This is a genomic window from Burkholderia sp. NLJ2 (assembly GCF_049487195.1).
GTDB lineage: Bacteria > Pseudomonadota > Gammaproteobacteria > Burkholderiales > Burkholderiaceae > Burkholderia > Burkholderia pyrrocinia.
Genome location: NZ_CP137809.1, coordinates 1,174,959 through 1,198,402 on the forward strand (window position 1 = coordinate 1,174,959; position 23,444 = coordinate 1,198,402).

Consider the following 23,444-nt stretch of genomic DNA (forward strand, 5'->3'; position numbering starts at 1 on the left):
CGGTCGGCCTTGAATCAACGCCGCGTTTGCCGACGATCAGCCCTCTTCGGGATCCGTTGCAGCCGCATCGGATCCCGCAACGTGAGCGGCGGCCCGCCTGCGGATCTCCGAGTCGAGGATCAGGCGCCCGCGCAGCTTGCCTTTCATCCGCTTCACATGCTTGGGCGCCTCGGTCATGTGCTCGACCATCAGCGCACGGACGCGCTCGGCATCGCGCTCGCGTGCCGCCTGCAGGATCGCCTTGTGGATCGACACGTTCGCTTCGCCGAAGCGCTTGTGCTCGACGAGCGGCGTATCGTTTCGGAATTCGATCAACTGCCGGATCATCTCGTTGATCAGCTCGCAGCTGAATCGCAGGAACGGGTTCGGGTTCGCGGCCGCGAGGATGTCGTGGAACGTCGTGTCCTCCTGCCGCTGGCGCAGCATGTGGCCGCGGTCGTGCACGCCCGACGCGCCGTCGCAACACGCGATGTTCGACTCCAGCGCCGCGAAGTCGCGCTCGGTCAGGTGCGGCACGGCGCCCGCCGCCAGCTCGGGTTCGAGCAGCTTTCGCACCGTATAGATGTCGTCGATCGTCACGTCCTTGAAGAACAGGTAGTTCTGCAGGAGCTGCAGCGTGCGGTCGAGCGGCACCTCGACGACCATCCCGCCGCCCGACGGCCCCGTCGTGACCTTGATGAGCCCCTGCACCTCGAGCGACTTCAGCGCCTCGCGGATCGTGCTCTTGCTGACGGCATAGAGCTGCTGCAGCTCGGCTTCGCGCGGCAGGCGGTCGCCCGGCTTCAGGTCCTTCTCGGTGATCAGCCGCTTGATCTCCTCGGCGACGAGGTCGGCCCGCTTCGGCTGCTTGATTTCGACCGCGAGGCCCGCCCTGGCTCGGTCCATGACCATCTTCACGACTCCTTTGTCTGACTGCGCGCCACGTCATCGTCGACGATCCGTTCCGGCGCGGGGTACGGAATTTTGCCTGATTGACACCAATTTTGATCAACTCTAGCATCAGGTTCATTCTATTTATCATGATAAATAGGATCAACCGGAGGCGCGCATCCTGCAGGGCGTGGGCACGGTTTGGCAGTCGGTCGCATCGCGTGTGTCCCCCTTTATCAGGAGCGTCAACTTGAATCGCCGAGAACTGTTGAAACTGGCCGCACTGTCGGCCGTGCCGGGTGCGCTCGGCAGCATGTCGTCCCGTGCCGCGTTCGCGCAGGGTTCGACCATCCAGCTCGCATGCCCGGTGCCGATGTCGGGGCCGTTCGCCGCCAACGGCAAGTACGCCGATCTCGGCATGCAGCTCGCCGTCAAGCAATACGGCAAGGTGCTCGGCGCGCCGCTTGCCTATACGGCGCTCGACACCGAGGGCAAGCCCGCGACCGCCGTGCGGCGCGTGCAGGAGATCGCGCAGCAGAAGGGCGTGCGCTTTTTCGCGGGCGGCATCCTGTCGTCCGAATCGCTGGCGATGGGCAAGGAAATCCAGAAGGCGGACGGCGTGTTCATCACGACGGCCGGCGCGGACGAGATCACCGGCAAGGATTGCAACGCCGCGACGTTCCGCTGGTCGGTGCCGACCTTCGGCGCAATCGAGCAGACGGTGCGCCCGTTGATCCAGATGCTGCCGAAGGCGAAGCGCTGGTACACGATCACGCCGCAATACGTGTTCGGCGACGGCCTGCTGTCGGCCGCGAAAGCGATCTTCAAGGAGAAGGGCATCGAGCATGTCGGCAACAGCTACCACTCGCTCGCGGAGAAGGAGTTCAGCGGTTACCTGACGAACGCGGCGGCCGCGCAGCCGGATGTGCTGCTGATCCTGAACTTCGGCTCGCAATCGTCGGACACGCTGCGCCAGGCCGTCAGCTTCGGGATGAAGCGCAACTGCACGATCCTGCTCGCGTGGGCATCGGGCCTCGAACAGTTCGAGGCGCTCGGGCCCGACATCTGCGACGGCGTGTATTTCGGCGCGCAGTACTGGCACGGCATCGATTCGCCGCTGAACCGCGACCTGGTGAAGCGCACGAACGCCGTGTTCAAGGCGAACCCGAACTACAGCCTCGCGGGTTCGTACATCTGCTCGAAGATCCTGCTCGACGCGATGGTGAAGGCCGGCAGTGCCGATCCGAAGAAGGTCGTCGCGGCGATGGAGGGCATGAAGTACGACGGCCTCACGGGCCCGGAAGAAATCCGCAAGGCCGACCACCAGGTGCTGAAGAACTATTACCTGCTGAAGGGCAAGCCGAAGGGCAGGATGAAGAGCGCGGACGACTATGCCGACATCGTCAGCTCGGGCCAGTCGTTCCTGCCGGTCGACAAGACGGGCTGCAAGCTCGCGTGACGTAGTGTATGTGTCCGCGGCCGTCGTGCGCCGCGGACGTCCGTTACCTTCCTTTCCGACACGGAAGCCATGAACGTCTATCTGCTGCAGATCGTCAACGGCATCGGCGTGGGCATGCTGTATTTCCTGCTCGCCGTCGGCCTGTCGATCGTGTTCGGCCTGCTGCGCTTCGTGAATTTCGCTCACGGCGCGTTCTACCTGCTCGGCGCGTATCTCTGCTACCAGGCGCTGCAATGGTCGGCGAATTTCTGGGTCGCGCTCGCGGTCGTGCCGCTCGTCGTCGGCGCGTTCGCATGGGGCGTCGAAAAACTCGTGCTGCGTCATGTGTACGCGCAGCAGCATGAATTCCACATCCTGGCGACGGTCGGGCTCGCACTGGTGCTGCAAGAGTGCGCGATCCTCGCATGGGGCCCGCTCGGCGACAACGTGCCGCCGCCCGACGCGCTGAACGGCGTCGTGATCTGGGGCGGCTTCGTCTACCCGAAATACCGGCTGTTCGTGATCGGCTTCACTGCCGTGCTCGCCGCATTGCTGTGGTGGGTGCTCGAAGGCACGCGGCTCGGCAGTACGGTGCGCGCGGGCAGCGAATCGACGGAGATGGTATCGCTGCTCGGCATCAACGTGACGCGCGTGTTCAGCCTCGTGTTCGCGCTCGGCGCGGCGACGGCGGCGCTTGCGGGCGTGCTTGCCGCGCCGATCCGCGGCGTCGATCCGTTCATGGGCATCGAGGCGCTCGGCGTCGCGTTCGTCGTGGTCGTCGTCGGCGGGATGGGGAATTTTCTCGGGGCGCTGGTCGGCGGGCTGCTGGTCGGCATCGTGCAGAGCCTGATGAGCACGCTGTGGCCGGAAGGCGCGCGATTGATGATCTACGTCGCGATGGCAGCCGTGCTGCTGCTGCGTCCGAACGGGTTGCTGGGGAGGGCCGCATGATCGAATCGTCGAAACCGCTGCCGCCGGGGGCGGCAGCCTCGCAGCGCGCGCCGGCATTGCGCGCTGCGTTGCAACGCCCGGAGGGCTGGCTCGCGGTGGCCGTCGTGTGCGTGCTGCCGATCGCACTGAGCTCGGGCTCGCTCGCGACCGAGGTGCTGGTGTTCGCGCTCGCCGCGCTCGGCTGCAACCTGCTACTCGGCTATACGGGGCTGCTGTCGTTCGGGCAGGGCATCTTCTTCGGGCTCGGCAGCTATGCAGCGGGGCTCGTGCTGACGCGCGGCGTCGCGTCGGTGAGCGTCGCGCTGCTCTCGGCCGCCGTGCTCGGCGCCGTCGCGGCGGCGCTCGTCGGCTGGTTCTCGATCCGGCAGCGCGGCACCTACTTCGTGATGCTGACGCTCGCGTTCGGGCAGCTGTTCTACTTTCTCGCCTATACGACGCCGGACGTCACGGGCGGCGACAACGGGCTGCTCGACATCCCGCGTCCCGCGCTCGCCGCGTTCGGGCATCCGCTCGTCTCGCTCGATTCGCCGTGGCGCTACTACGGCTTCGTCGCGGTGCTGTTCGTCGCGGTGTTCTGGCTGCTGTTGCGCGTGTCGCGCTCGGTGTTCGGCCGTACGCTGCTCGCGATCCGCGACAACGAGGCACGCGCGGCGGCGGCTGGCTACGACGTGAAGCGCTTCAAGCTCGCGGCGTTCGTGATCTCGGGCGCGGTCACGGGTCTCGCGGGTGCGCTGCACGCGTTGATGACGGGCATCGCGCCGCTGTCGAACATCGACTACCACACGAGCGAGATGATCCTCGTGATGACGGTGATCGGCGGCACGGGCAACCTGTTCGCGTCGGTGCTCGGCGCGGCGTTCTACGTGCTGTTCGCGGACTGGCTGTCGACGCTGTGGCCGCGCTGGCTGTTGCTGCTCGGCCTCGTGCTGATCGCGGTCAGCCTGTTCATGCAGCGCGGCTTGTGGGGGCTGGGCGAACGCGTCGCGGCGAAGCTGCGGCGCACCGAAGGCACGGCGACTGATGCCAGGGAGCAGCAATGAGCGAAGCGATTCTCGAGGCGCGCGGCGTCGTCAAGCGCTACGGCAAGTTCACGGCGCTGGGCGGCGTCGATCTGCGGATCATGCCGCGCACCGTGCATTCGGTGATCGGTCCGAACGGTGCGGGCAAGACGACGCTGTTCCATACGCTGACGGGCACGCTGCCGATCACGTCGGGCTCGATCCTGTTCGACGGTCACGACGTGTCGCGCGAACCCGATCACAAGCGCGTGCGGCGCGGCATCGCACGCTCGTTCCAGGTGACGAGCCTGTTTCCGAACCTGAGCGTGCGCGAGAACCTGCGGGTTGCCGCACAGGGCGTCGAATCGCGGCGTGCGCTGAATCCGTGGACGCCGCCGCGCGGCCCGCTCGCGCACGACGGAATCGTCGACGACGTGCTCGAGCGGCTCGGCCTGCAGCGCTTCGCCGACACGGCGGCCGGCGTGCTGTCGCACGGCCAGCAGCGCCGGCTCGAGGTCGGGATGGCGCTGGCGGCGCGGCCGCGCGCGATTTTTCTCGACGAGCCGACGTCGGGCATGGGGATCGACGATCTCGACGACATGAAGGCGCTGATCCGCGGCCTGCGCGACGACTACACGGTCGTGCTGATCGAACACAACATGGGAATCGTGATGGACATCTCGGACACGATCACGGTGATGCAGCAGGGCCGCGTGCTGGTCGAGGGCAAGCCTGACGCGATTCGCGGCGACGAGCGCGTGCGCAGTGCGTATCTCGGCAACATGATCACCGGAGGCCGCGCATGATGCTCGACGTGAAGGAGGTCCATGCCTGCTACGGCAAGAGCCACGTCCTGCAGGGCCTTTCGCTGAACGTGAACGAAGGCGAGACGGTGACGCTGCTCGGCCGCAACGGCGCGGGCAAGTCGACGACGCTCAAGACGATCGCGGGCGTCGTCGCGCCGAGCGGCGGCACGGTGACGTTCGCGGGCCGGCTGGTGTCCGGGCAGCCCGCGCACCGGATCGCCGCGCGCGGCTTGTGCTTCGTGCCCGAGCATCGCGGGATTTTCCGGCTGCTGTCGGTCGAGGAAAACCTGCGGCTCGGCGCGCGCCGCGATTCGCCATGGCAGCTCGACGACATCTACCGGATCTTTCCGCGCCTGAAGGAGCGCCGCCGCAACGGCGGCGCGCAGCTGTCGGGCGGGGAACAGCAGATGCTCGCGATCGGCCGCGCGCTGATGAACCACCCGCGGCTGCTGATGCTCGACGAGCCGGTCGAGGGGCTCGCACCGGTGATCGTCGAGGAGATCGTCGAGCAGTTGAAGCGGATCAAGGCGGCCGGCGTCGCGATCCTGCTCGTCGAACAGAACCTCGAAGTGTGCACGCAGCTCGCGGACCGCCACTTCGTGATCGAACAGGGCGTGATCGTCTACGAAGGCAGCAACGCGGCGTTCGCCGCCGATCACGAGGTGAAGGACCGTTACCTGGGCGTCGGCGTCGCGTAAGCGCCGTACCCTTTCAATGCGAGGAATTCCATCGATGCAAGTTCAGGATTCGACACCGGCCGTCGCGGCGTCCGGCTTGCGCGTCGACGGCGCGCGGCTGTGCGACAGCCTGATGCGTCTCGCGCGGATCGGCGCGACCGACAAGGGGGGCGTGTGCCGCCTCGCGCTCACCGAACTCGATCGCGATGCGCGCGACCTGTTCGTCGCATGGGCGAAGGAAACCGGCTGCACGGTGCGGGTCGATGCGATCGGCAACATCTTCGCGCGGCGTGCGGGCGAACGCGACGACCTGCCGCCGGTGACGACGGGCAGCCATATCGACACGCAGCCGACCGGCGGCAAGTTCGACGGCAACTACGGCGTGCTCGCGGGCCTCGAAGTGCTGCGCACGCTCGACGACGCGGGCGTGCGCACGCGTGCGCCGCTCGAGGTCGCCGTCTGGACCAACGAGGAAGGCTCGCGCTTCGTGCCCGTGATGATGGGCTCCGGCGTGTTCGCGGGCGCGTTCACGCTCGACCATGCACTTGCGCAGTGCGACCGCGATGGCGTGTCGGTACGCGACGCGCTGGTCGCGATCGGTTATGCGGGCGATGGGCGCGATGCGCATCCGGTCGGCGCGTATTTCGAAGCGCATATCGAGCAGGGGCCGGTGCTGGAGGCGCACGATACGACGATCGGCGTGGTCGAGGGTGCGCTCGGGCAGCGCTGGTATGACGTGACCGTACACGGGATGGAGGCGCACGCCGGCCCGACGCCGATGGCGTTGCGACGCGACGCGCTGCTGGTTGCGGCCGATCTCGTGCGCGCGGTGAACGGCATCGCGTGCGCACATCCGCCGCACGGACGCGGCACGGTCGGCTGGGTTGACGTGCATCCGAATTCGCGCAACGTGATTCCGGGCCGCGTGACGCTGACCGTCGACCTGCGCGCGGCCGACGACGCGACGCTGGCGGCGATGGATGCGCAACTGCGCGCGACGTGCGCCGACCTGGGCGCGTCGGCCGACATGCGGATCGACGTCGAGCAGGTCGTGTACTTCCCGCCGCAGCCGTTCGACACGACGCTGGTCGAGCAGGTTCGCGCCGGCGCGAGCGCGCTCGGGCTGTCGTCGATGAACGTGATCAGCGGCGCGGGCCACGACGCCGTGTATCTCGCGCGCGTTGCGCCGACCGCGATGATCTTCGTGCCGTGCAAGGACGGGATCAGCCACAACGAGATCGAGGACGCCGATCCGGTGCATCTGGAAGCCGGCTGCAACGTGCTGCTGCAGGCGATGCTGGGCGCTGCCGGGATCGCGGAAGGTGACGCGCGATGAAGATCCTGATCGCCCGGATGAACCACGAGACCAACACGTTCTCGCCGGTGCCGACGCCGCTCGCCGCGTTCGGCCGCAACGGCCCCGACTGGGGCGACGACGCGTATCGCGCGAACCACGGGATGCGTACCGCGATGGCCGCGTTCCTCGATGCGGCCGCGCGTGAAGGCGCTGAAATCGTGACGCCGGTGTCGGCGGCCGCGAACCCGAGCGGGCCCGTCGCGGCCGATGCGTATGCGGCGATCTGCGAGGCGATCGTCGCGGCCGCGCCCGGCTGCGACGCGGTGATGCTCGACCTGCACGGCGCGATGGTCGCCGAGCAGAGCGCGGACGGCGAGGGCGACCTGCTCGCGCGCGTGCGCGCGGCGCTGCCCGACGCGCCGATCGCGGTCGCGCTCGACCTGCACGCGAACGTCACGCAGAAGATGATCGACCACGCGGACGTGATCGTCAGCTTCAAGACCTATCCGCACGTCGACATGTACGAGACGGGCGAGCACGCGGCGCGCGTGCTGCTCGACCGGCTTCATGGTCGTGCACGGCCGGTGCTCGCATGGCGGCGACCGCCGCTGATGACGTCGACGCTGCTCAGCGCGAGCGCCGAAGGCGCGATGCGGCGCGCGGTGGAGGCCGCGCGCGCGGCCGAGGCCGACGGGATGCTCGCGGTATCGGTGCTGCCCGGCTTTTCGCTCGCGGATATTCCCGCGCCATGCATCAGCGTCGTCGTGGTCGCCGACGGCGACCGGGCCGCGGCCGATGCGGTGGCCGAGCGCATCGCGCGGCAGATCTGGGATGCGCGCGACGCGTTCGTGTACCGCAGCGCGCCGCTCGCGGAATCGGTCGCGCAGGCCGCGGCGCTCGCGCGCGGCGCGGATCGCCCGGTGCTGATGCTCGATCACGGCGACAACTGCATGTCGGGCGGCCCGTGCGACACGATGGACCTGCTCGAAGCAGCGCTCGCGCAGGGGCTCGACGGCATCGTCAGCGGGCCGCTGTGCGATCCGCAAGCCGTCGCGGCGTTGATCGATGCGGGCGTCGGCGCAACCGTCACGGTGCCGGTCGGCAACCGGCTGCCGTCGCACGGCGGCGTGCGGCGTGAGCCATTCCGCGCGACAGGTGTCGTGCGCGCGCTCACCGACGGCGAATACGTGATCACGGGGCCGACGTACACGGGGCAACGCGCCTACATGGGCCGCACGGCCGTGCTCGACATCGGCGCGGCGACGCTCGTCGTCACCGAGCGCACGCAGGAGCCATGGGATCTCGGCGTGTTCGAGAGCGTCGGCGTCGATCCGCGTCGCGCGCGCTTCCTGCTGCTGAAATCGCGGATGTATTGCCGGCCGGTGTTCGTACCCATCGCAGCCGCGCTGGTCGAATGCGACAGCCGCGGCGTGACGGGCTCGGACTACGGGCTGTTTCGCTACGAGCGGCTTGCGCGGCCCGTGTATCCGCTCGATGTCGTCGATCGGTGGGAGCGGGGCACGTAACTGGCGGCCTGACGGAACGGGGTGCGAGACGCCGGATTGGCGCGCTTTCGGGCATCATGCGATGGCATCGACCCGTCGAGCAGCAGGGTGGTGCAATCCATTGCGTCCGCAACCGATCCGGAGAACCGACCGCTCATGCATTCGAATCCTTTCCGCCTGCGCAGCGCGCGCCTGCTCGCCGCGCTGACCCTCGCCACGATGGCCGTCGCCGTGCACGCCGCCGACTGGATCGTGTCCGGCAACGACGGCAAGTACCAGCGCGTCGAGGGCCGCGACACGTTCCTCGCTTCACCGCCCGCCGACACGCTGACGTTGCTCGACGCCAGCACGTTCCCGCCGAAGGTCGCACTTCAGGTCGACGTCGAGAACGGCATCCAGGGGCCGCCGCAGGCCGTCGCGATCACGCCCGACGCGAAGCTCGCGTTGGTCGGCGCGCCGACGCGCTACGACACGGCCGCGAAGCAGCTCGTGTACGACACGTTCCTGCAGGTCGTGAAGCTCGACGCCGCACCGCCCGAGATCACGCGCATCGAACTCGGCACGCATCCGCAAGGGATTGCGATCGACCGCTCGGGCCGGCTCGCGCTCGTTGCCAATGTCGACGGCAGCGTATCGATCCTGCGCATCGACGGCACGCAAGCAACGCTCGACGGCAGCCTGAAGATCGGCAAGAAACGGCTCGCGGGGATCAGCTTCACGCACGACGGCAAGCATGCGCTCGTGTCGCTGCGCGACGAGCAGGGTGTCGCGGTGCTGAACGTTGACGACGGCAAGGTGACCGACAGCGGCACGCGCCTGAGCACGGGCGTCGCGCCTTACACGATCGACGTGTCGAGCGACAACCGCTGGGCCGTCGTCAGCAACGTCGGGCTCGCGGGGCTGCCGGGCTATACGGGCACGCTTGCGGGCGATGCCGATACGGTCGCGCTGATCGACGTGTCGCGCGTGCCGTTCCGCGCGGTCCAGTACCTGACGGTGCCGTCGCTGCCGGAAGGCGTCGCGATTTCGCCGAACGGGAAGTGGATCGCCGTGCAGGCGATGGACGGCTCGAACCTGACGCCCGACAATCCGGGCCGCCACAAGCTCGGCAAGGTGCTGCTGTTCGAGATCCGCGACGGGCAGGCCGTGAAGACCAGCGAGTTGCCCGGCGGCGAAGCCGCGCAGGGCATCGTGTTTACCGCCGACAGCCGGCACGTGATCGTGCAGTTCAACGTCGAACGGCAACTGGCGCTTTATGCGGTGGAAGGCGGCAAGCTGCGCGATACGGGCAAGCGTATTGCGCTGACCGGCGGGCCGTCTTCGTTGAGGACGCTGCCGCGCTGACGCGCGGGGCGCCTGGTCGCTTACATCTCGTGAGTTCATGTGGCGCCCGGATTTTCCGGGCGCCTGTCGATGCGCGACCCTCTTCGACGCCGCTGCAACGCAGCAAGTGGCGCAATTGATACCCACGGCCACTTAACTCCGATTTGTTTAGTTAAACAAACTGAAAATTCGGGAAACTTCTTGTGGTGAATAAACAGTCGTTGCGGCACTGTAAGCCACTGGGAAGCTTGTGACGTATCCCGGATACAGGAGGAGATGGAGACGGTTGCGAAAGCAACGATCGTCGCCAGGTGTTCGCATGTGAAAGTCAGCGCGACGTCGATTGGGGCAGCCTGCGCCGAGCCGCGTCGATGTGCTGCGCAGGGCCGCAAGGCTGGCGGCGGACCGGAATGTCGTCGGCGACGGATTAATCGTTTTAATTAACGGTACTAATCGAAAAAATGAAAAATCCACGATTCTTGCTCGTCGCCGCACTGACTTGTGCAGCGCTTGCCGCGTGTGGCGGCGACGACGTGAACAGTGTTACGACAACCAGCAATGGCGCGGGAGATACACCGTCGACCGTGCCGCCATCGACTTCGGGGCCGTCTCAACCGTCTCGGCCCGATCAACCGGCGCCGCCCAAGCGCACCAACATGCAGTTGACGCAGTTCGTCGACCCGCTCATCGGCACGCAGGTCAATGCGGACTCCGGCTACGCGGGCAATGTGAGCCCCGGTGCGATGGTGCCGTTCGGCATGGTGAACTTCGGGCCGAACACGCCGCGCTACAACTTCAACGGCTCGGGCGGCTACCTGTCGTCGGGCGGGTCGGGTGGCACGATCGACTTCTTCAGCGTGACGCACCTGAGCGGCGTCGGCTGTCCGGGGCAGGGTGCGGTCGCGATGCTGCCGACCGATGCGGCGACGGCGGTTGCGTCGGGCGGCCGGCCGATCGGCGTCGGGTACAACTATGCGGATGAAACGGCCCAACCCGGGTATTACAAGGTCCGCCTCGCGAACGGCATCGTGACAGAGTTGAGCGCAACGCCACGCTCCGGCATCGCGCGATTCACGTACACGAACAAGGACAAGGGCTTCTTCTCGATCGATGCGAAGCTGAACGGCAACAGCGATTCGGGCAGCACGAAGGTCACCGCCAACAACGTCGCGCTGGCGATTGCCAGCGACGGCAAGTCGATGAGCGGGCAGGCTGTGGCGCCGGCGTTCTGCACGCCGTACGGCACGGTGTGGAATGCGCCCGTGTATTTCTACGCGACCTTCGACAAGCCGCTGCGCAGGCAGACGGGCACGTCGTCGGTGAATACCGCCAGCAACGGCGCGGCGACGCTGCAGTTCGACCTGACCGACGCGGACCGGACGGTGACCGTGAAGGTCGCGGTCTCGTCGGTCAGCGTCGGGAACGCGCAGCGCAACCTGCGCGACGAAGGCGAGAAACTCGCGTTCGACGATGCGCGCACGAATGCTTCCGGCTTGTGGAACGACCGCCTCAACACGATCCAGGTCGACCAGGCCGCGAATCCCGCATCGCTGGACGCAACGCAGAAGGCGAACCTCACGAAGTTCTACACCGCGCTCTATCGCGTGTTCGGTACGCCGACGCTGTACAGCGACTCGAACGGCGAATTCCGCAGCATGCGCCAGCCGAGGAACGCGGACGGCAGCTATCCGACGTCGGTCGACCAGACCGGAACTATCCCGCCGCGTGCGACGGCCAGGGTCGGCGACTACGCGTTCCGGCGCGCCGACGGATCCGTCGGCGGCACCGGCAATCACTACACGGGCTTCTCGCTGTGGGACACATACCGGTCGCAGGCGCAACTGCTGGCGATGCTCGCGCCGAAGGAATCGAGCGACATGATGCAATCGCTCGTCGTCGACGCGTTGCAGTGCGGCGCCTTCCCGCACTGGGTCGATGGCAGCGACGACTCGACGCCGATGGCGGGCGACAACGCGCTGAACGTGATTGCAGGCGCGTACAAGTTCGGCGCGACCGATTTCGATCTGGTGTCGGCCGCACGGCTGACGAAGCAGTCCGTGTTCGATCCGTCGAGCGCATGCAACGACCGCACGAGCGCGGCGGGGCTCGCCAGTTTCCTGACGGCCCACTACCTGTCGCAAAGCGACGACGGTCACTCGTCGTCCGCGACCATCGAGCGCGTGCTGAGCGACCGCTCGGCGGCCGCGTTCCTGCAGGCGCTGCCGGCCGACGTGCTGAACGCGCCGTCGGTCGGTGTGACGCCGGACAACATTGGCACGCTGTACACGCGGGCGGGGTGGTGGCGCAACATCTTCGACTACACGAACAAGGTGATCGCCGCGCGCAACGCGCCGCCGGCCGGTTCGGCGCCCGGCACGCTGGGCACGCTCGTGCCGGGTTCGTTCCATGAATCGACGGAGCCGAACTACTTCTGGACCTTCGCGCAGGACTGGACCGCGTTGATCGACGCGATCGGTGGCAAGCAGGCGGCCGTCGCGCGGCTGAACAACCTGCTTGCGATCGCGACGCCGTTCTCGACCGTGCCGAGCTCCGGCGATCTGAACGGCGGCGAATCGTCCACCAACCTGTACATCGGCAACGAGCCGTCGTTCCAGTCGCAGTGGGGGTACAACTGGGCCGGGCAACCGAGCGGCGCACAGTACGTTCTCCCGATCATCATGTCGAAGGCGTTCACGACCGGCCGCGACGGGCTGCCGGGCAACGACGACATGGGCGCGACGTCGAGCTGGTACGTGTGGGCGGCGCTCGGCATGTTCCCGGTCATTCCGTCGGAAGCCGGGCTCGCGTTGTCCACGCCGCAGTTCAGCGGGATCACCGTCTGGCTCGGCAACGGCAAGACGCTGCGGCTCGACAGCGACAAGCAGGTGGCGATGGACGGCTCGGGGCGCCCGACGTTCGCGTATATCCAGTCGCTGAAGGTCAACGGCGCGGACTACGCGGGTTCGTGGCTGCCGCTGGGCACGATCGCCAATGGCGGAACGATGCGCTACGCGCTGTCCGCGACACCGACGCAATGGGCGGCCGCCGACAACCTGACGCCGCCGTCCGGGCCGAACGCGGACTACACACGCATGACGGCCAGCGGTTCGTCCGACGCGATGCGGATACGCCAGGCCGGCGCGCGATGAACGCGGCCGGGCGCACGCACGGTTCCGCACCGTGCGTGCGCCGCGGTGGATTCGGGCCGGCCGGTCTCCGGATGCCGGCCGCTCGACGCGCCGCGGGCGTTTCTTGCCGGATGGCCTGCCACCCGTTACGTAGTCGGAAATCCGGCAAGCCGGCGCGGTGTCGCCGCGCGATCGAAGACGACGTGCCGCGCCGGACTGAACGACCCGAATTCAAGCCCGTGATGTCGGGCGAGCAGCGTGCGTGCCGTCGTCGCGATGCGTACTTACGGACGCAGCAGATCGAACCCGCCGAATACGACGACACCGCTGAGCGCGATCATCGCGACGGAGTGCTGGCCGAAGTAGAGAATCGCGGCGGCAAGCCACGTCGTAATGCAGAAGGCGCCGATGCGGGCCATCGTGTGTTCCTCGAATGCGTATGAAGTAAGCGCGCCGCACGGCGTTCGCCGCTCGACCCGGCGAGCGGTGCACGAAGGCGGACGGAGAGAGTGACCCGCGAAGCCGCGACCTCGGCCCGGCACGCGTCACGTGCCGCACCCGGAAGGGCAGGAGTCGAAACCGGCGGCCTGCGCGATCGTGCCGTGAGGCGCTGTCGACGCGCGAATCCGGCCGGCGAAGCAACAATTTTACCAGCGCCGCCATGCTGACAATCTGGCCCTTTCGCGACTTGAATGCTGCGATTGACCGCAGAATCCGTCCGACCCCGATACTCAAGTTTCGTGTGACGAATGCCGTAAACGAGTTGGAAGGCATTTCACGCCACCCCGTCACGATTCGTTTACCGACACACGGACCGACACGATGCAGATCGATTTTTCCACGACCGCGCGATCCCCGCTGGCGGACGGCAGCGTCACCGCAAACACGCAGGGCGCCGCATCGGCCACGCCCGCTGCGACAGCGTCCGCCGACGGCGCAACGGATACTACGGGCACCGGCGGCACGACCAGCACGACCAGCACCGCCGGCACGAAGGGTTCGGCCGGCGGTACCGGCGAAACGCTCGGCGCATCGGGCGCATCGTCGGAGAACCCGGCGGTCAGCCAGCTGAAGGCGCTGATCGAGCGGCTGCAGAAGCAGCTCGCCACGATCGAGCGACAGATGGCGAGCGCCGCGCAGCGCGCGAAGGACGACCCGGCCGCGGCGATCGAGCAGCAATCGCTGAGCGCGGAAGCCGGCGCGATTTCGGGGGCACTGGCGACGGCGATCTCGCAGCTCGCCGCGGCGATCGAGAAGGCAGGCGGTTCGTCGGCAGGCGGGCTGGTGTCGACGCAGGCCTGACGGTTTCCGGCCGCGCTCGGCCGTCATGGTCGCGTCGGCCGCACGCATTACAATCGCAAGCTTGTCTCCCTCGAAAGGACGGCAGAACGATGAATGCGGAACTCGACGACGATGAACTCGTCCGCTTCGATGCGCACGGCGGCACGCCGCTGCCGGCGGCCGATACCGAAGGATGGCTGGAACACGACGGTGCGCGCATCTGGCACGCGTCGTTCGGCCACGGCCCGCCGGTCGTGCTGCTGCACGGCGGCCTCGGCCACGGCGGCAACTGGGGCAACCAGGTGCCGGCGCTGCTCGCGGCCGGCTACCGCGCGATCCTGGTCGACAGCCGCGGCCACGGCCGCAGCACGCGCGACGACCAACCCTATTCCTACGAACGCATGGCGTCGGACGTGCTCGCGGTCCTGGATGCGCTGCACGTCGACCGCGCGCGCTTCGTCGGCTGGAGCGACGGCGCGTGCATCGCGCTCGTGCTGGCGGCCCGCGCGCCGGAGCGCGTGGCCGGCGTGTTCTTCTTCGCGTGCAACATGGACCCGGGCGGCACGAAGGAGATGGTGCCGGGCCCGCTGATCGACCGCTGCTTCGCGCGGCACCGGAAGGACTACGCGCAACTGTCCGCGACGCCGGACCAGCTCGACGCATTCGTCGCGGCCGTCAGCGAAATGATGCGCACGCAACCGGATTACAGTGCACAGGATCTCGCGGCGATCGCCGTGCCGGTGACGATCGTGCAGGGCGAGCACGACGAATTCATCCGGCCCGAGCATGCGGCATATCTGGCGCGCACGATTCCCGGTGCGACGCTGACGATCCTGCCCGGCGTAAGCCATTTCGCGCCGCTGCAGCGGCCCGCGCGATTCAACACGGCGATGCTGGCTTTCCTCGACCGGCTGGCGGGCTGATATGCGAACGGCCCGCGATTGCAGCGGGCGATCCGTCGCGCTGCGTATCGCATAAGTTTTTCTTTAGGCTCTCGCAACATATCGTCGATTGTTGACGAACGGCTTGCAGCGGATAGTTCTGCTTCGACAGGCTCGTCCGCGCCGCGATCTTCGCGCGGTGCGGACGAGCCTGTTGCTCATGCAACCATCCGATATCAAAGGAACCGCAACCATGCGATTCAACGCGACACGCTTCGCCGCGACCCTGTTCGTCGCCGCGTGCGCCACCGCCACGGCCGGCCGCGCGGCAGCCGTCACGCAGGACGACATCCACGACACCGTGACCCGCCACGTCGCGCCGCTGATGAAGCAGTTCGCCATTCCCGGCATGGCGATCGGCGTCGTCGCCGACGGCAAGCCCTACGTGTTTGACTACGGCGTGATGTCGACGCAAACCGGCAAGCCCGTCACCGGCGACACGCTGTTCGAAATCGGCTCCGTCAGCAAGACGCTGACCGCGACGCTCGCGTCCGACGCGCAGGAAGGCGGCGAGCTGTCGCTCGCGGATCCTGCGGCCAAGTACCTGCCCGCGCTGCAGGGCAAGCCGTTCGGCGGCGTGACGCTGCTCGAGCTCGGGACGCACACGCCCGGCGGCATGCCGCTGCAGGTGCCGGACAGCATTCGCGACGACGCGGGCCTGATCCGCTATCTCGACGCGTGGCAGCCCGCGTATGCGCCGGGCACGCGCCGCACGTATTCGAACGTCGCGATCGGGATGCTCGGGTGGCTCACCGCGAAAGCGATGAACCGCGATTTTTCGGTGCTGATGGAGCAGCGGCTCTTTCCCGCGCTCGGGATGACGCACACGTACATCAACGTGCCCGACGCGCGCACGGCCGACTATGCGCAGGGCTATACGCAGGATGGCAAGCCGATCCGGATGACGGGCGGCATGCTGTGGCAGCCGGCGTACGGCGTGCGGACCACGGCGGCCGACCTGCTGCGTTTCGTGCAGGCGAACATGGGGCTGGTTGACACGGCGCCGCGGCTGCAGCGCGCGATCGCGCGCACGCACACCGGCTATTTCCGCGCAGGGCCGATGACGCAGGACCTGATCTGGGAGCAGTATCCGTATCCGGTCGCACTGCCGACGCTGCTCGAAGGCAACGCGCCGAAGATGCTGTTCAATGCGACGCCGGCCAGCGCAATCAAACCGCCGCTCGCGCCGAACCCGGACACGTGGATCAACAAGACGGGCTCGACCAACGGCTTCAGCACGTATGTCGCGTTCGTTCCCGCGAAGCGGATCGCGATCGTGATGCTCGCGAACCGCAGCTTCCCGATCGAGGACCGCGTGAAGGCCGCGTACGGGATTCTCGAGTCGCTCGGAGCGCGGTAAATTTTCGTCGGCGGACGATGCGCCGCCGCTTACTCGGGCGGTTGCTCGTCGTACGCGACGAAGATCTTGCGCGTGCGCTCGACGACTTCCCAGGTGCCGCGAAAACCCGGCGGAATCACGAAACGATGACCGGCACGCAGGGTCTTGCGGTTTCCTTCCAGGTCGGTGATCACGGACGTGCCTTCCAGGATCTCGCAGTATTCCGCTTCGGTGTACGCGACGTGCCAGCAGCCCGGCGTGCTTTCCCAGATGCCGGTCGAGAAACGGCCCCACGGGCTCGCGAAGCCGGGCGTGAGCGTTTGCAGCGGATCGCCCGAAATCAGCTTCTCGGGCGACACGCGGTACTGCGTCGGCTCGCCACTCGGGGCGAGCGCGTCGGTGATGGATGAAACGTCGATCATGATGGGCATGCTTCGTCGAGTTGGGTGGAGTGGGGCGCGCCGGCGGCGCGCCCGGGCGATTCCATGGCGACAAACGGTCCTGCATCCGACATCTTCGCAGATCGACGGGCCGGCCCGGTCAGCTGCCGGATTTCGATTGTTGCCGGAGCCGGTTCTCGAGTCGCGCGATCTCATACGAGCGCGGTTTCGGGAGCGTCATCCTGTCGAGCGCGGCGTCGCTCAGGCGACCGCCGTGTCGGTTGCCTCCACTGCCATCGCACCGCGCGCGGTCGAGCCCGGTAACGACGCAGCGCCCGCAAGCCGCCGATAACGCGCGAGCGCCCACAGCGGGAAGTACGCGGTATAGCCGTGATACTTCAGATAGAAGATGCGCGGAAAACCCGGCGCATTGTGCGAGCGGTGCCACCAGAAGCCGTCGTCCTGCTGCACCGACTGCAGATACGCGATGCCGCGCTTCACCGAATCGGATTCGCAGTCACCGAATGCCATCTGCGCGAGCAGCGCCCATGCGGTGCAGTTCGACGTGCTTTCGCCGGAATTCGTGCCGGCGAGCATCGGGTCGATATAGCTGTCGTTCGTCTCGCCCCAGCCGCCGTCCGCATGTTGCCGTGCACGCAACCAGTCGAGCGCGCGGGCGATGTACGGCTGCGACTTGTCCTCGCCGGCGAGCGCGAGGCCGGCCAGCACGCTCCAGGTGCCGTACAGGTAGTTCGTGCCCCAGCGGCCCCACCAGCTGCCGTCGGGCTGCTGCGTGCGCTTCACGTAGTCGATGCAGCGCACGAGCGACGCGCGGTCGTCCGCGCGCTGCGTCACGCCGAAGCACAGCAGCACGCGGCCCGACACGTCTTCGGTCGGCGGATCGAGCAGCGCGCCGTGATCGGCGAACGGGATCGCGTTCAGGTACATGCGGTCGCAGTCGGCGTCGAAGGCCGCGAAGCCGCCGTTGCGCGACTGCAGCCCGCGCATCCAGTCGAGCGCGCGCGCGACGCGCGGCGCATACGGGTTCGTGCCGTCCGCGTTGCGATGCGTGCGGCCGCGGCGATCGAGCATCGCGACGACGAGCGCGCTGTCGTCGATGTCGGGGTAGTACGGGTTCGCGTACTGGAATGCCCATCCGCCCGGCTCCGTATCGGCCGGTGCGTTCTCGATCCAGTCGCCGCGCAGGTCGTTTACCTGGCGCTCGGCCAGCCAGTCGTACGCGCGCGCGATGCGTTCATCGAGTTCGCGCAGCGCGCCGGCCGGCTCGCCGGCTTCCGGCGCCGCCACGCCGCGCGCCTGCTCGAGCGCCATCGTGCTCCATGCGGTGTCCCACACCGGCGACAGGCACGGCTGGCAATACACGCTGCCGTCGGGCCGCGTGACCAGCAGCTTGTCCAGCGCGTTTTCGCAATCGCGCCGCAGCGGATGATCGTCCGGGTAGCCGAGCACTTCCATCATTTGGTAGCTGTACACGATCGGCGGGAAGATGCCGCCGAGCCCGTCCTCGCCGTTCATGCGTTCCGCGCACCATGCCTCTGCATGGCGGATCGCGCGCTGGCGCAGGCGTTTCGGCATCAGCGGCTCGATATGGCGGACCGTGCGGTCGAGCGCGAGGAACAGCTTGCGCATGCCGCGCGCGGGCGGGAAGTAGCGACGTTCCTGGTCCGGCGGCGTGACGAACAGCTCGCGGATCGACACGTTGCGCGGATTGCGGGCGCGCGCCTTCAGCGAGCACAGCACGAGCAGCGGCACCATCGTCGTGCGCGCCCAGTACGCGACCTTGTACATCGAGATCGGCACCCACTTCGGGAACAGCACGAATTCGATCGGCATGAACGGCGCCGCGCGCCACGGCACCTGGCCGAACGTCGCGAGCAGGATGCGCGTGAACACGTTCGAGCGCGCCGCGCCGCCGAGCGTCAGGATCGCGTCGCGCGCGCGGACCATATGCGGCGCGTGTTCGCTGTCGCCGGCCGCCTTCAGCGCGAAATACGCCTTCACGCTGCACGACACGTCCGGCGCGCCGTCGACGTACAGCGCCCATCCGCCATGCGTGTCGAGCCGCTGGTTCGCGCGCAGGTAGCGCGCCATCTTCTCCTGGCGGACGTCGTCGATCCTGTCCATGAAATGCATCATCAGGATGTATTCCGCGGTGATCGTCGCGTCGGATTCGAGTTCGAAACACCAGCTGCCGTCGGGCTGCTGAAGACGCACGAGCGCGTCGCGTCCACGGGCGATGGCGGTGTCGAGCGCGGACCAGGGGGATGGGGTGGGTTTGTTCATGCGGCGGATCATACCATCCAGCCGGAATGTTTATATCGAGACCCCGGGTGCTAACATCCGCACCATGAAAAAACGCCTTGAACCCGCGCCGCACGACGCGTCCGCGCCTGTCGAACCGGCTGGAACGGCCGCCGCACGGGCGTCCGAAGGATCATCGGCGCCGGTGGCTGCCGCCGCTGCCGGCGTGCGGCGAAAAAAAGCGCCGGATCAGGTGCGTGCGCAGTTGCTGGCGGCTGCATCCGAGATTGCGATGCATCACGGCGTGGCCGCGTTGACGCTCGACGCGGTGGCCGAGCGTGCCGGCGTGACGAAAGGCGCGCTGCAGTATCACTTTGCGAACAAGCAGGGGCTGCTGGATGCGCTGTTCGGGCAGGCGACCGAGCGGTTCGCCGCGCAGATGGCCGCACGGACGGCGGCGGATTCCGACGGCGACGGCGCGGCGGCGCGCGCGTATATGCATGCGGTGCTCGACGCGGCCAATCCGGCGGCGAGTACCGATGTGCTGCGCGTGCTGGTCGCGTCGATGATTACCGAGCAGGAAACGCGCGCACGCTGGTCGGTGCCGATGCGGGAATGGTCGCGGCCCGATCCCGTGCCGCTGGAGCGGGCGGCGACGCTGATGATCTGCCGGCTCGCGGCCGACGGGCTGTGGATTTCGGAACTGCTCGACAGTGTGGAGGTGTCGGCCGAGCTGCGCTCGGAGATCGTCCGGCAACTGGATGCGATGAGCAAGGGGGTGTTTCCGAAGGAGGGCGATGACGCGGCGTGACGCGGACGCGTTGGGAGAATGACGTGATCACGTTGTCGCGCGGCCGTGGCCTCGAACCCGCTTGCTCGCGATCGGGCAGTTGGCTATGCTGGTTCGCATGAACCGATTGCACACCCGTTCGATTATTCGCGCCGAACTTTTGCCGGCGGGGTAGCCATCGACTGAATGCATGTGATCACAACCCGCCCGGAAGGCGGGTTTTTGCTTTCTGGGCAATCGATGGAGCGCCTGGAATTGCAGACTGAAACGACGCATCACGCGACAGCATCGAACGATGCGGTCATGCTCCACATGGTATGCGGCAAGATCGCATCCGGAAAATCGACGCTGACCGCGACGCTCGCGAGCGCCGAACGGACCATCCTGATCAGCGAAGACGATTGGCTTGCTCGCCTCTATCCGGGCGAGATTCTGTCGATCGACGACTATGTCCGCTGCGCAACGCGCATCAAGGATGTGATCGTCGATCACGTCCGCGCTTTGCTGCAGGCCGGCGTCTCGGTGGTTCTCGATCTTCCGTTCAATACCGTCGCTGCGCGCGCATGGGGGCACGCGCTTTCGCAGGCCGCCGGCTGTGGCCATCGACTGCATTACCTCGATGTCGGCGATGCGGTTTGCAAGGCGCGTCTGCGCGTGCGCAATGCGCAAGGGAAGCATCCGTTCCAGGCGTCCGATGCCGAGTTCGAGCAGATCACACGGTACTTCGTCGCGCCGGATGCGACGGAAGGGTTGAGTATCGTGGCGTATGACGAGACGGGGGCCGTCGGCGCGTAGCCTGGCGTCGTGACTGCACGACCGGTTTGCCGCCGGCGCTTCGCTCAGGCCGGCGGCCGCGCAACGTCATGCGCGTGCCGGAGAGCGGACAAAATATGCGCCAGGTTGCGGGCGGCCTTCGTTAGAATCGGCTTTCGTCAAGAAAAAAACGAATTTGCATCGGTGCAGCGGTACCCCGTCACGGATACTGCTCGCCCTGACGCCATTGTTCATCTTTAACCGGAGACGACCATGCCAGGCCTACTTCCCGACGTTGACCGCGACGGGCTCCTCGAATATTCCGTGGTCTACACCGACCGATCGATCAATCACATGTCGCAGCTCTTTCAGGGCGTCATGCGCGACATTTCCGCTTCCCTGAAAAAGGTCTACAACGCGAAGGCGGTCGTCGTCGTCCCGGGCAGCGGGACGTTCGGCATGGAGGCCGTCGCCCGGCAGTTCGCGACGAACAGGAAGTGTCTGGTCATCCGCAATGGCTGGTTCAGTTTCCGCTGGTCGCAGATTTTCGACATGGGCAGCATTCCGTCTGAAACGACGGTGCTGAAGGCGCGTCCGGTCGAACCGGGAAGGCAGGCCGCCTACGCACCGGCTCCGATCGAGGAAGTGGTCGCCGCAATCAGGGAACAGAAGCCGGATCTGGTCTTTGCGCCGCATGTCGAAACCGCATCCGGGATGATGCTGCCCGATGCGTATCTGCGCGCGGTGGCCGACGCCGTGCATGCGGTCGGCGGCATGTTCGTACTGGATTGCATCGCGTCCGGCACGGTGTGGGTCGACATGCAGGCCAGCGGCGTCGATGTGCTGATCAGCGCGCCGCAAAAGGGCTGGAGCGCGTCACCCTGCTGCGCACTGGTCATGCTCAGCCCGCTCGCCCGCGAACGAATCGATGCGACCACCAGCACCAGCTTCGCGTGCGATCTTCGCAAATGGCTGCAGATCATGGAAGCGTACGAGAACGGCGGGTTCGCGTATCACGCGACGATGCCCACGGATAGTCTCGCGACGCTGCGCGACGTGATCAAGGAAACCGACGCATACGGCTTCGACAAGGTGAGAGCGGAACAGCTCGAGCTCGGCACGCGCGTTCGCGCGCTGCTGGCCGACAAAGGTTTCAGGAGCGTGGCGGCTGAAGGTTTTCAGGCGCCGGGTGTCGTGGTCTGCTACACGGACGACGACGGCATTCGATCCGGCAAGAAATTCGCCGATGTCGGCTTGCAGATCGCCGCCGGCGTTCCGCTGCAATGCGACGAGCCTGAAGACTTCAAGACCTTCCGCATCGGATTGTTCGGTCTGGAAAAACTGCATGACGTCGATGGTGCGGTTACCCGGTTCGCCGACGCGCTGGAGCGCGTTCTTTAGGTCGATTTTCCGGGGCACGTGCGCAGCCGAATCGTCGCCGGCGACGTCGAAAGGGAAGGTTGGGAAGTTCGAACCGAGCGCGCGGATCGAATCGGAAGGTAACGAATCGATCGCGCGCGACGTTCGGGCGCGCTGTGTCGTGCGCGCCCGGGTGCCTCATCTGCGTTGGGCGTCCGGTACCGGGGCGTTGCGTTTAACCGCGCGTGTCGACCCAGTTGCGTGCCCAGCGTGTCGAGTGCTGCAGCGCCTGCGCTTCACTCTTGAAGTAATCGAGCGAATAGAACTGGTAGCGGCCTTCGGCGCGCGAGCTGTCGGTGCGTTCGAGCAGCAGGTTGGATGAAAAACTACCGTCGGGCAAACGATGCGCCGAGGGTTGGACGGCATAGCCGTTGTATTGTTGAATTCGTTTGGTGTGCATTTTAATTTTAATGATGTGCGAATGCGCGCGTGCCGTGCGAAATGTGCACGGATGCGCCGATTCAAAGCCATTGCGAGCCGAATCTGAAGCAGTCGGAATGCGAAAAAAGGGCCTTGCAGCCAGAGGGGAGAATGAAGTGCAACGAGGCGTGTGGCGCTTGGCAGGCTGCTGAACAAACCGATGCAGCTATGAGCGATCGCGCCAACTTTGGGAGACAACGCTCCGCGAGGATGTCGCTGCAACCCGGCGTCCGTTTCGGGAGGCCGGGTCCTTCAAACTTTACAGCGGCTTGATGTTGGCCGCTTGCAGACCCTTCGGGCCTTGCTTCGTTTCGAAGCTCACCTTCTGATTTTCAGCCAGCGTCTTGAAACCGTCGGCCCGAATTTCGGAGAAGTGAGCGAACAGGTCGTCGCCGCCCTTGTCCGGAGTGATGAAGCCAAAGCCTTTGCTGTCGTTGAACCACTTGACGATACCGGTATCCATGAAGAATCCTTGAGAAAAAAATAAGAAAATTTGCTCTGTTCAAGAGCGGGAGAAGCATCAAGGAGGGAGAGGACAACGAATACCGCTGAGGGGCGATCAATTGATGAACAGCAATCGAACTTCTTGAACTTCAGGGCCGTACACTAACCGCCGGGTAGTGTCAGCGTCAATGGTTAACTTGTAACTGTTTCACCGGGCGGGCGGTTTTGTGGGCGAAGCGATGTGGCCCTGCATGGCTGTGTGCCATACCTGGCATGGTGTGCAGGTTGGGCCGTGCCTGAACTGGTCGATGGTTCTGAACGGCCTGGAGCAGTCGGTCGACGTCGGATCATTGCAACGTTGCTTCCGATCCGGAGCGGTCAATTGTATCGCTCGAAAGGAGATATTCGCCGGTCTTGATCGT

The 23,444-nt window shown here is 66.5% G+C and carries 21 protein-coding genes; 15 read left to right on the forward strand and 6 right to left on the reverse strand.

Annotation, left to right across the window (positions count from 1 at the left end; genetic code table 11):
• Positions 1–36: 36 nt before the first annotated feature.
• Complete coding sequence (locus tag R9B84_RS21895; RefSeq protein WP_423760420.1) at positions 37–891, reverse strand: FadR/GntR family transcriptional regulator; 855 nt, start codon at positions 889–891, stop codon at positions 37–39.
• Between the two features lie 229 nt (positions 892–1,120).
• Here R9B84_RS21895 and R9B84_RS21900 point away from each other — a divergent pair, with 229 nt between their 5' ends.
• The 9 genes from R9B84_RS21900 to R9B84_RS21940 all read left to right on the forward strand — a co-directional run bounded on the left by R9B84_RS21900 (position 1,121) and on the right by R9B84_RS21940 (position 13,014).
• Positions 1,121–2,329: an ABC transporter substrate-binding protein gene (locus tag R9B84_RS21900; protein WP_423760421.1), complete on the forward strand. Its 1,209-nt coding sequence runs from the start codon at positions 1,121–1,123 to the stop codon at positions 2,327–2,329.
• Positions 2,330–2,398: 69 nt separating this feature from the next.
• A complete protein-coding gene (locus tag R9B84_RS21905; RefSeq protein ID WP_059835207.1) occupies positions 2,399–3,259 on the forward strand; it encodes a branched-chain amino acid ABC transporter permease in 861 nt (286 codons plus the stop codon).
• Complete coding sequence (locus tag R9B84_RS21910; RefSeq protein WP_423760422.1) at positions 3,256–4,299, forward strand: branched-chain amino acid ABC transporter permease; 1,044 nt, start codon at positions 3,256–3,258, stop codon at positions 4,297–4,299. Before R9B84_RS21905 ends, R9B84_RS21910 begins: the two co-directional genes overlap by 4 nt.
• Positions 4,296–5,063 (forward strand): ABC transporter ATP-binding protein, encoded by a 768-nt coding sequence (locus tag R9B84_RS21915; protein WP_423760423.1) that lies wholly within the window; start codon positions 4,296–4,298, stop codon positions 5,061–5,063. Before R9B84_RS21910 ends, R9B84_RS21915 begins: the two co-directional genes overlap by 4 nt.
• Entirely contained in the window at positions 5,060–5,761 is a 702-nt protein-coding gene (locus R9B84_RS21920) for an ABC transporter ATP-binding protein (protein WP_423760424.1), read from the forward strand. Before R9B84_RS21915 ends, R9B84_RS21920 begins: the two co-directional genes overlap by 4 nt.
• A gap of 34 nt (positions 5,762–5,795) precedes the next feature.
• Positions 5,796–7,076 (forward strand): Zn-dependent hydrolase, encoded by a 1,281-nt coding sequence (locus R9B84_RS21925; RefSeq protein WP_423760425.1) that lies wholly within the window; start codon positions 5,796–5,798, stop codon positions 7,074–7,076.
• Positions 7,073–8,563 carry a M81 family metallopeptidase gene (locus R9B84_RS21930; protein ID WP_423760426.1) on the forward strand — a complete coding sequence of 497 codons (1,491 nt, stop codon included), beginning with the start codon at positions 7,073–7,075 and terminating at the stop codon, positions 8,561–8,563. The genes R9B84_RS21925 and R9B84_RS21930 overlap by 4 nt, the downstream gene beginning before the upstream one ends.
• Before the next feature lie 135 nt (positions 8,564–8,698).
• Complete coding sequence (locus R9B84_RS21935; RefSeq protein ID WP_423760427.1) at positions 8,699–9,886, forward strand: YncE family protein; 1,188 nt, start codon at positions 8,699–8,701, stop codon at positions 9,884–9,886.
• 635 nt (positions 9,887–10,521) lie between these two features.
• Positions 10,522–13,014 (forward strand): glycoside hydrolase domain-containing protein, encoded by a 2,493-nt coding sequence (locus R9B84_RS21940; protein ID WP_423760428.1) that lies wholly within the window; start codon positions 10,522–10,524, stop codon positions 13,012–13,014.
• Positions 13,015–13,277: 263 nt separating this feature from the next.
• Here R9B84_RS21940 and R9B84_RS21945 read toward each other — a convergent pair whose 3' ends face one another.
• A complete protein-coding gene (locus R9B84_RS21945; protein ID WP_006405345.1) occupies positions 13,278–13,412 on the reverse strand; it encodes a hypothetical protein in 135 nt (44 codons plus the stop codon).
• A 403-nt stretch (positions 13,413–13,815) separates the two neighbouring features.
• Here R9B84_RS21945 and R9B84_RS21950 point away from each other — a divergent pair, with 403 nt between their 5' ends.
• The 3 genes from R9B84_RS21950 to ampC all read left to right on the forward strand — a co-directional run bounded on the left by R9B84_RS21950 (position 13,816) and on the right by ampC (position 16,575).
• Positions 13,816–14,295 carry a hypothetical protein gene (locus tag R9B84_RS21950; RefSeq protein ID WP_423760429.1) on the forward strand — a complete coding sequence of 160 codons (480 nt, stop codon included), beginning with the start codon at positions 13,816–13,818 and terminating at the stop codon, positions 14,293–14,295.
• A gap of 89 nt (positions 14,296–14,384) precedes the next feature.
• Entirely contained in the window at positions 14,385–15,197 is an 813-nt protein-coding gene (locus R9B84_RS21955) for an alpha/beta fold hydrolase (protein WP_423760430.1), read from the forward strand.
• A gap of 211 nt (positions 15,198–15,408) precedes the next feature.
• A complete protein-coding gene (gene ampC / locus R9B84_RS21960) occupies positions 15,409–16,575 on the forward strand; it encodes a class C beta-lactamase (protein WP_423760431.1) in 1,167 nt (388 codons plus the stop codon).
• Between the two features lie 29 nt (positions 16,576–16,604).
• On the opposite strand, the gene R9B84_RS21965 is transcribed toward ampC, so the two are convergent.
• Complete coding sequence (locus R9B84_RS21965) at positions 16,605–16,976, reverse strand: cupin domain-containing protein (protein ID WP_423760432.1); 372 nt, start codon at positions 16,974–16,976, stop codon at positions 16,605–16,607.
• A 219-nt stretch (positions 16,977–17,195) separates the two neighbouring features.
• Entirely contained in the window at positions 17,196–19,250 is a 2,055-nt protein-coding gene (shc, locus tag R9B84_RS21970; protein WP_423760433.1) for a squalene--hopene cyclase, read from the reverse strand.
• A gap of 52 nt (positions 19,251–19,302) precedes the next feature.
• Between shc and R9B84_RS21975 the strand changes: the two genes are divergently transcribed.
• The 3 genes from R9B84_RS21975 to R9B84_RS21985 all read left to right on the forward strand — a co-directional run bounded on the left by R9B84_RS21975 (position 19,303) and on the right by R9B84_RS21985 (position 22,140).
• Positions 19,303–20,007 (forward strand): TetR/AcrR family transcriptional regulator, encoded by a 705-nt coding sequence (locus tag R9B84_RS21975; protein WP_423761024.1) that lies wholly within the window; start codon positions 19,303–19,305, stop codon positions 20,005–20,007.
• A 282-nt stretch (positions 20,008–20,289) separates the two neighbouring features.
• Complete coding sequence (locus R9B84_RS21980) at positions 20,290–20,781, forward strand: AAA family ATPase (RefSeq protein ID WP_423761025.1); 492 nt, start codon at positions 20,290–20,292, stop codon at positions 20,779–20,781.
• A gap of 231 nt (positions 20,782–21,012) precedes the next feature.
• Positions 21,013–22,140, forward strand: coding sequence for an aminotransferase class V-fold PLP-dependent enzyme (locus tag R9B84_RS21985; protein WP_423760434.1), 1,128 nt, complete (start codon positions 21,013–21,015; stop codon positions 22,138–22,140).
• Positions 22,141–22,333: 193 nt separating this feature from the next.
• Here R9B84_RS21985 and R9B84_RS21990 read toward each other — a convergent pair whose 3' ends face one another.
• Positions 22,334–22,558: a hypothetical protein gene (locus tag R9B84_RS21990; RefSeq protein ID WP_423760435.1), complete on the reverse strand. Its 225-nt coding sequence runs from the start codon at positions 22,556–22,558 to the stop codon at positions 22,334–22,336.
• 279 nt (positions 22,559–22,837) lie between these two features.
• Entirely contained in the window at positions 22,838–23,041 is a 204-nt protein-coding gene (locus tag R9B84_RS21995) for a cold-shock protein (protein WP_011549079.1), read from the reverse strand.
• Between the last annotated feature and the right edge of the window lie 403 nt (positions 23,042–23,444).

Bases quoted from the DNA above. Each gene is read 5' to 3' on its own strand.
- R9B84_RS21895 (WP_423760420.1), bottom strand. From the start codon at position 891: ATGGTCATGGACCGAGCCAGGGCGGGCCTCGCGGTCGAAATCAAGCAG.
- R9B84_RS21905 (WP_059835207.1), top strand. From the start codon at position 2,399: ATGAACGTCTATCTGCTGCAGATCGTCAACGGCATCGGCGTGGGCATG.
- R9B84_RS21910 (WP_423760422.1), top strand. From the start codon at position 3,256: ATGATCGAATCGTCGAAACCGCTGCCGCCGGGGGCGGCAGCCTCGCAG.
- R9B84_RS21915 (WP_423760423.1), top strand. From the start codon at position 4,296: ATGAGCGAAGCGATTCTCGAGGCGCGCGGCGTCGTCAAGCGCTACGGC.
- R9B84_RS21920 (WP_423760424.1), top strand. From the start codon at position 5,060: ATGATGCTCGACGTGAAGGAGGTCCATGCCTGCTACGGCAAGAGCCAC.
- R9B84_RS21925 (WP_423760425.1), top strand. From the start codon at position 5,796: ATGCAAGTTCAGGATTCGACACCGGCCGTCGCGGCGTCCGGCTTGCGC.
- R9B84_RS21930 (WP_423760426.1), top strand. From the start codon at position 7,073: ATGAAGATCCTGATCGCCCGGATGAACCACGAGACCAACACGTTCTCG.
- R9B84_RS21935 (WP_423760427.1), top strand. From the start codon at position 8,699: ATGCATTCGAATCCTTTCCGCCTGCGCAGCGCGCGCCTGCTCGCCGCG.
- R9B84_RS21940 (WP_423760428.1), top strand. From the start codon at position 10,522: ATGCAGTTGACGCAGTTCGTCGACCCGCTCATCGGCACGCAGGTCAAT.
- R9B84_RS21945 (WP_006405345.1), bottom strand. From the start codon at position 13,412: ATGGCCCGCATCGGCGCCTTCTGCATTACGACGTGGCTTGCCGCCGCG.
- R9B84_RS21950 (WP_423760429.1), top strand. From the start codon at position 13,816: ATGCAGATCGATTTTTCCACGACCGCGCGATCCCCGCTGGCGGACGGC.
- R9B84_RS21955 (WP_423760430.1), top strand. From the start codon at position 14,385: ATGAATGCGGAACTCGACGACGATGAACTCGTCCGCTTCGATGCGCAC.
- ampC (WP_423760431.1), top strand. From the start codon at position 15,409: ATGCGATTCAACGCGACACGCTTCGCCGCGACCCTGTTCGTCGCCGCG.
- R9B84_RS21965 (WP_423760432.1), bottom strand. From the start codon at position 16,976: ATGATCGACGTTTCATCCATCACCGACGCGCTCGCCCCGAGTGGCGAG.
- shc (WP_423760433.1), bottom strand. From the start codon at position 19,250: ATGATCCGCCGCATGAACAAACCCACCCCATCCCCCTGGTCCGCGCTC.
- R9B84_RS21975 (WP_423761024.1), top strand. From the start codon at position 19,303: ATGAAAAAACGCCTTGAACCCGCGCCGCACGACGCGTCCGCGCCTGTC.
- R9B84_RS21980 (WP_423761025.1), top strand. From the start codon at position 20,290: ATGCTCCACATGGTATGCGGCAAGATCGCATCCGGAAAATCGACGCTG.
- R9B84_RS21985 (WP_423760434.1), top strand. From the start codon at position 21,013: ATGCCAGGCCTACTTCCCGACGTTGACCGCGACGGGCTCCTCGAATAT.
- R9B84_RS21990 (WP_423760435.1), bottom strand. From the start codon at position 22,558: ATGCACACCAAACGAATTCAACAATACAACGGCTATGCCGTCCAACCC.
- R9B84_RS21995 (WP_011549079.1), bottom strand. From the start codon at position 23,041: ATGGATACCGGTATCGTCAAGTGGTTCAACGACAGCAAAGGCTTTGGC.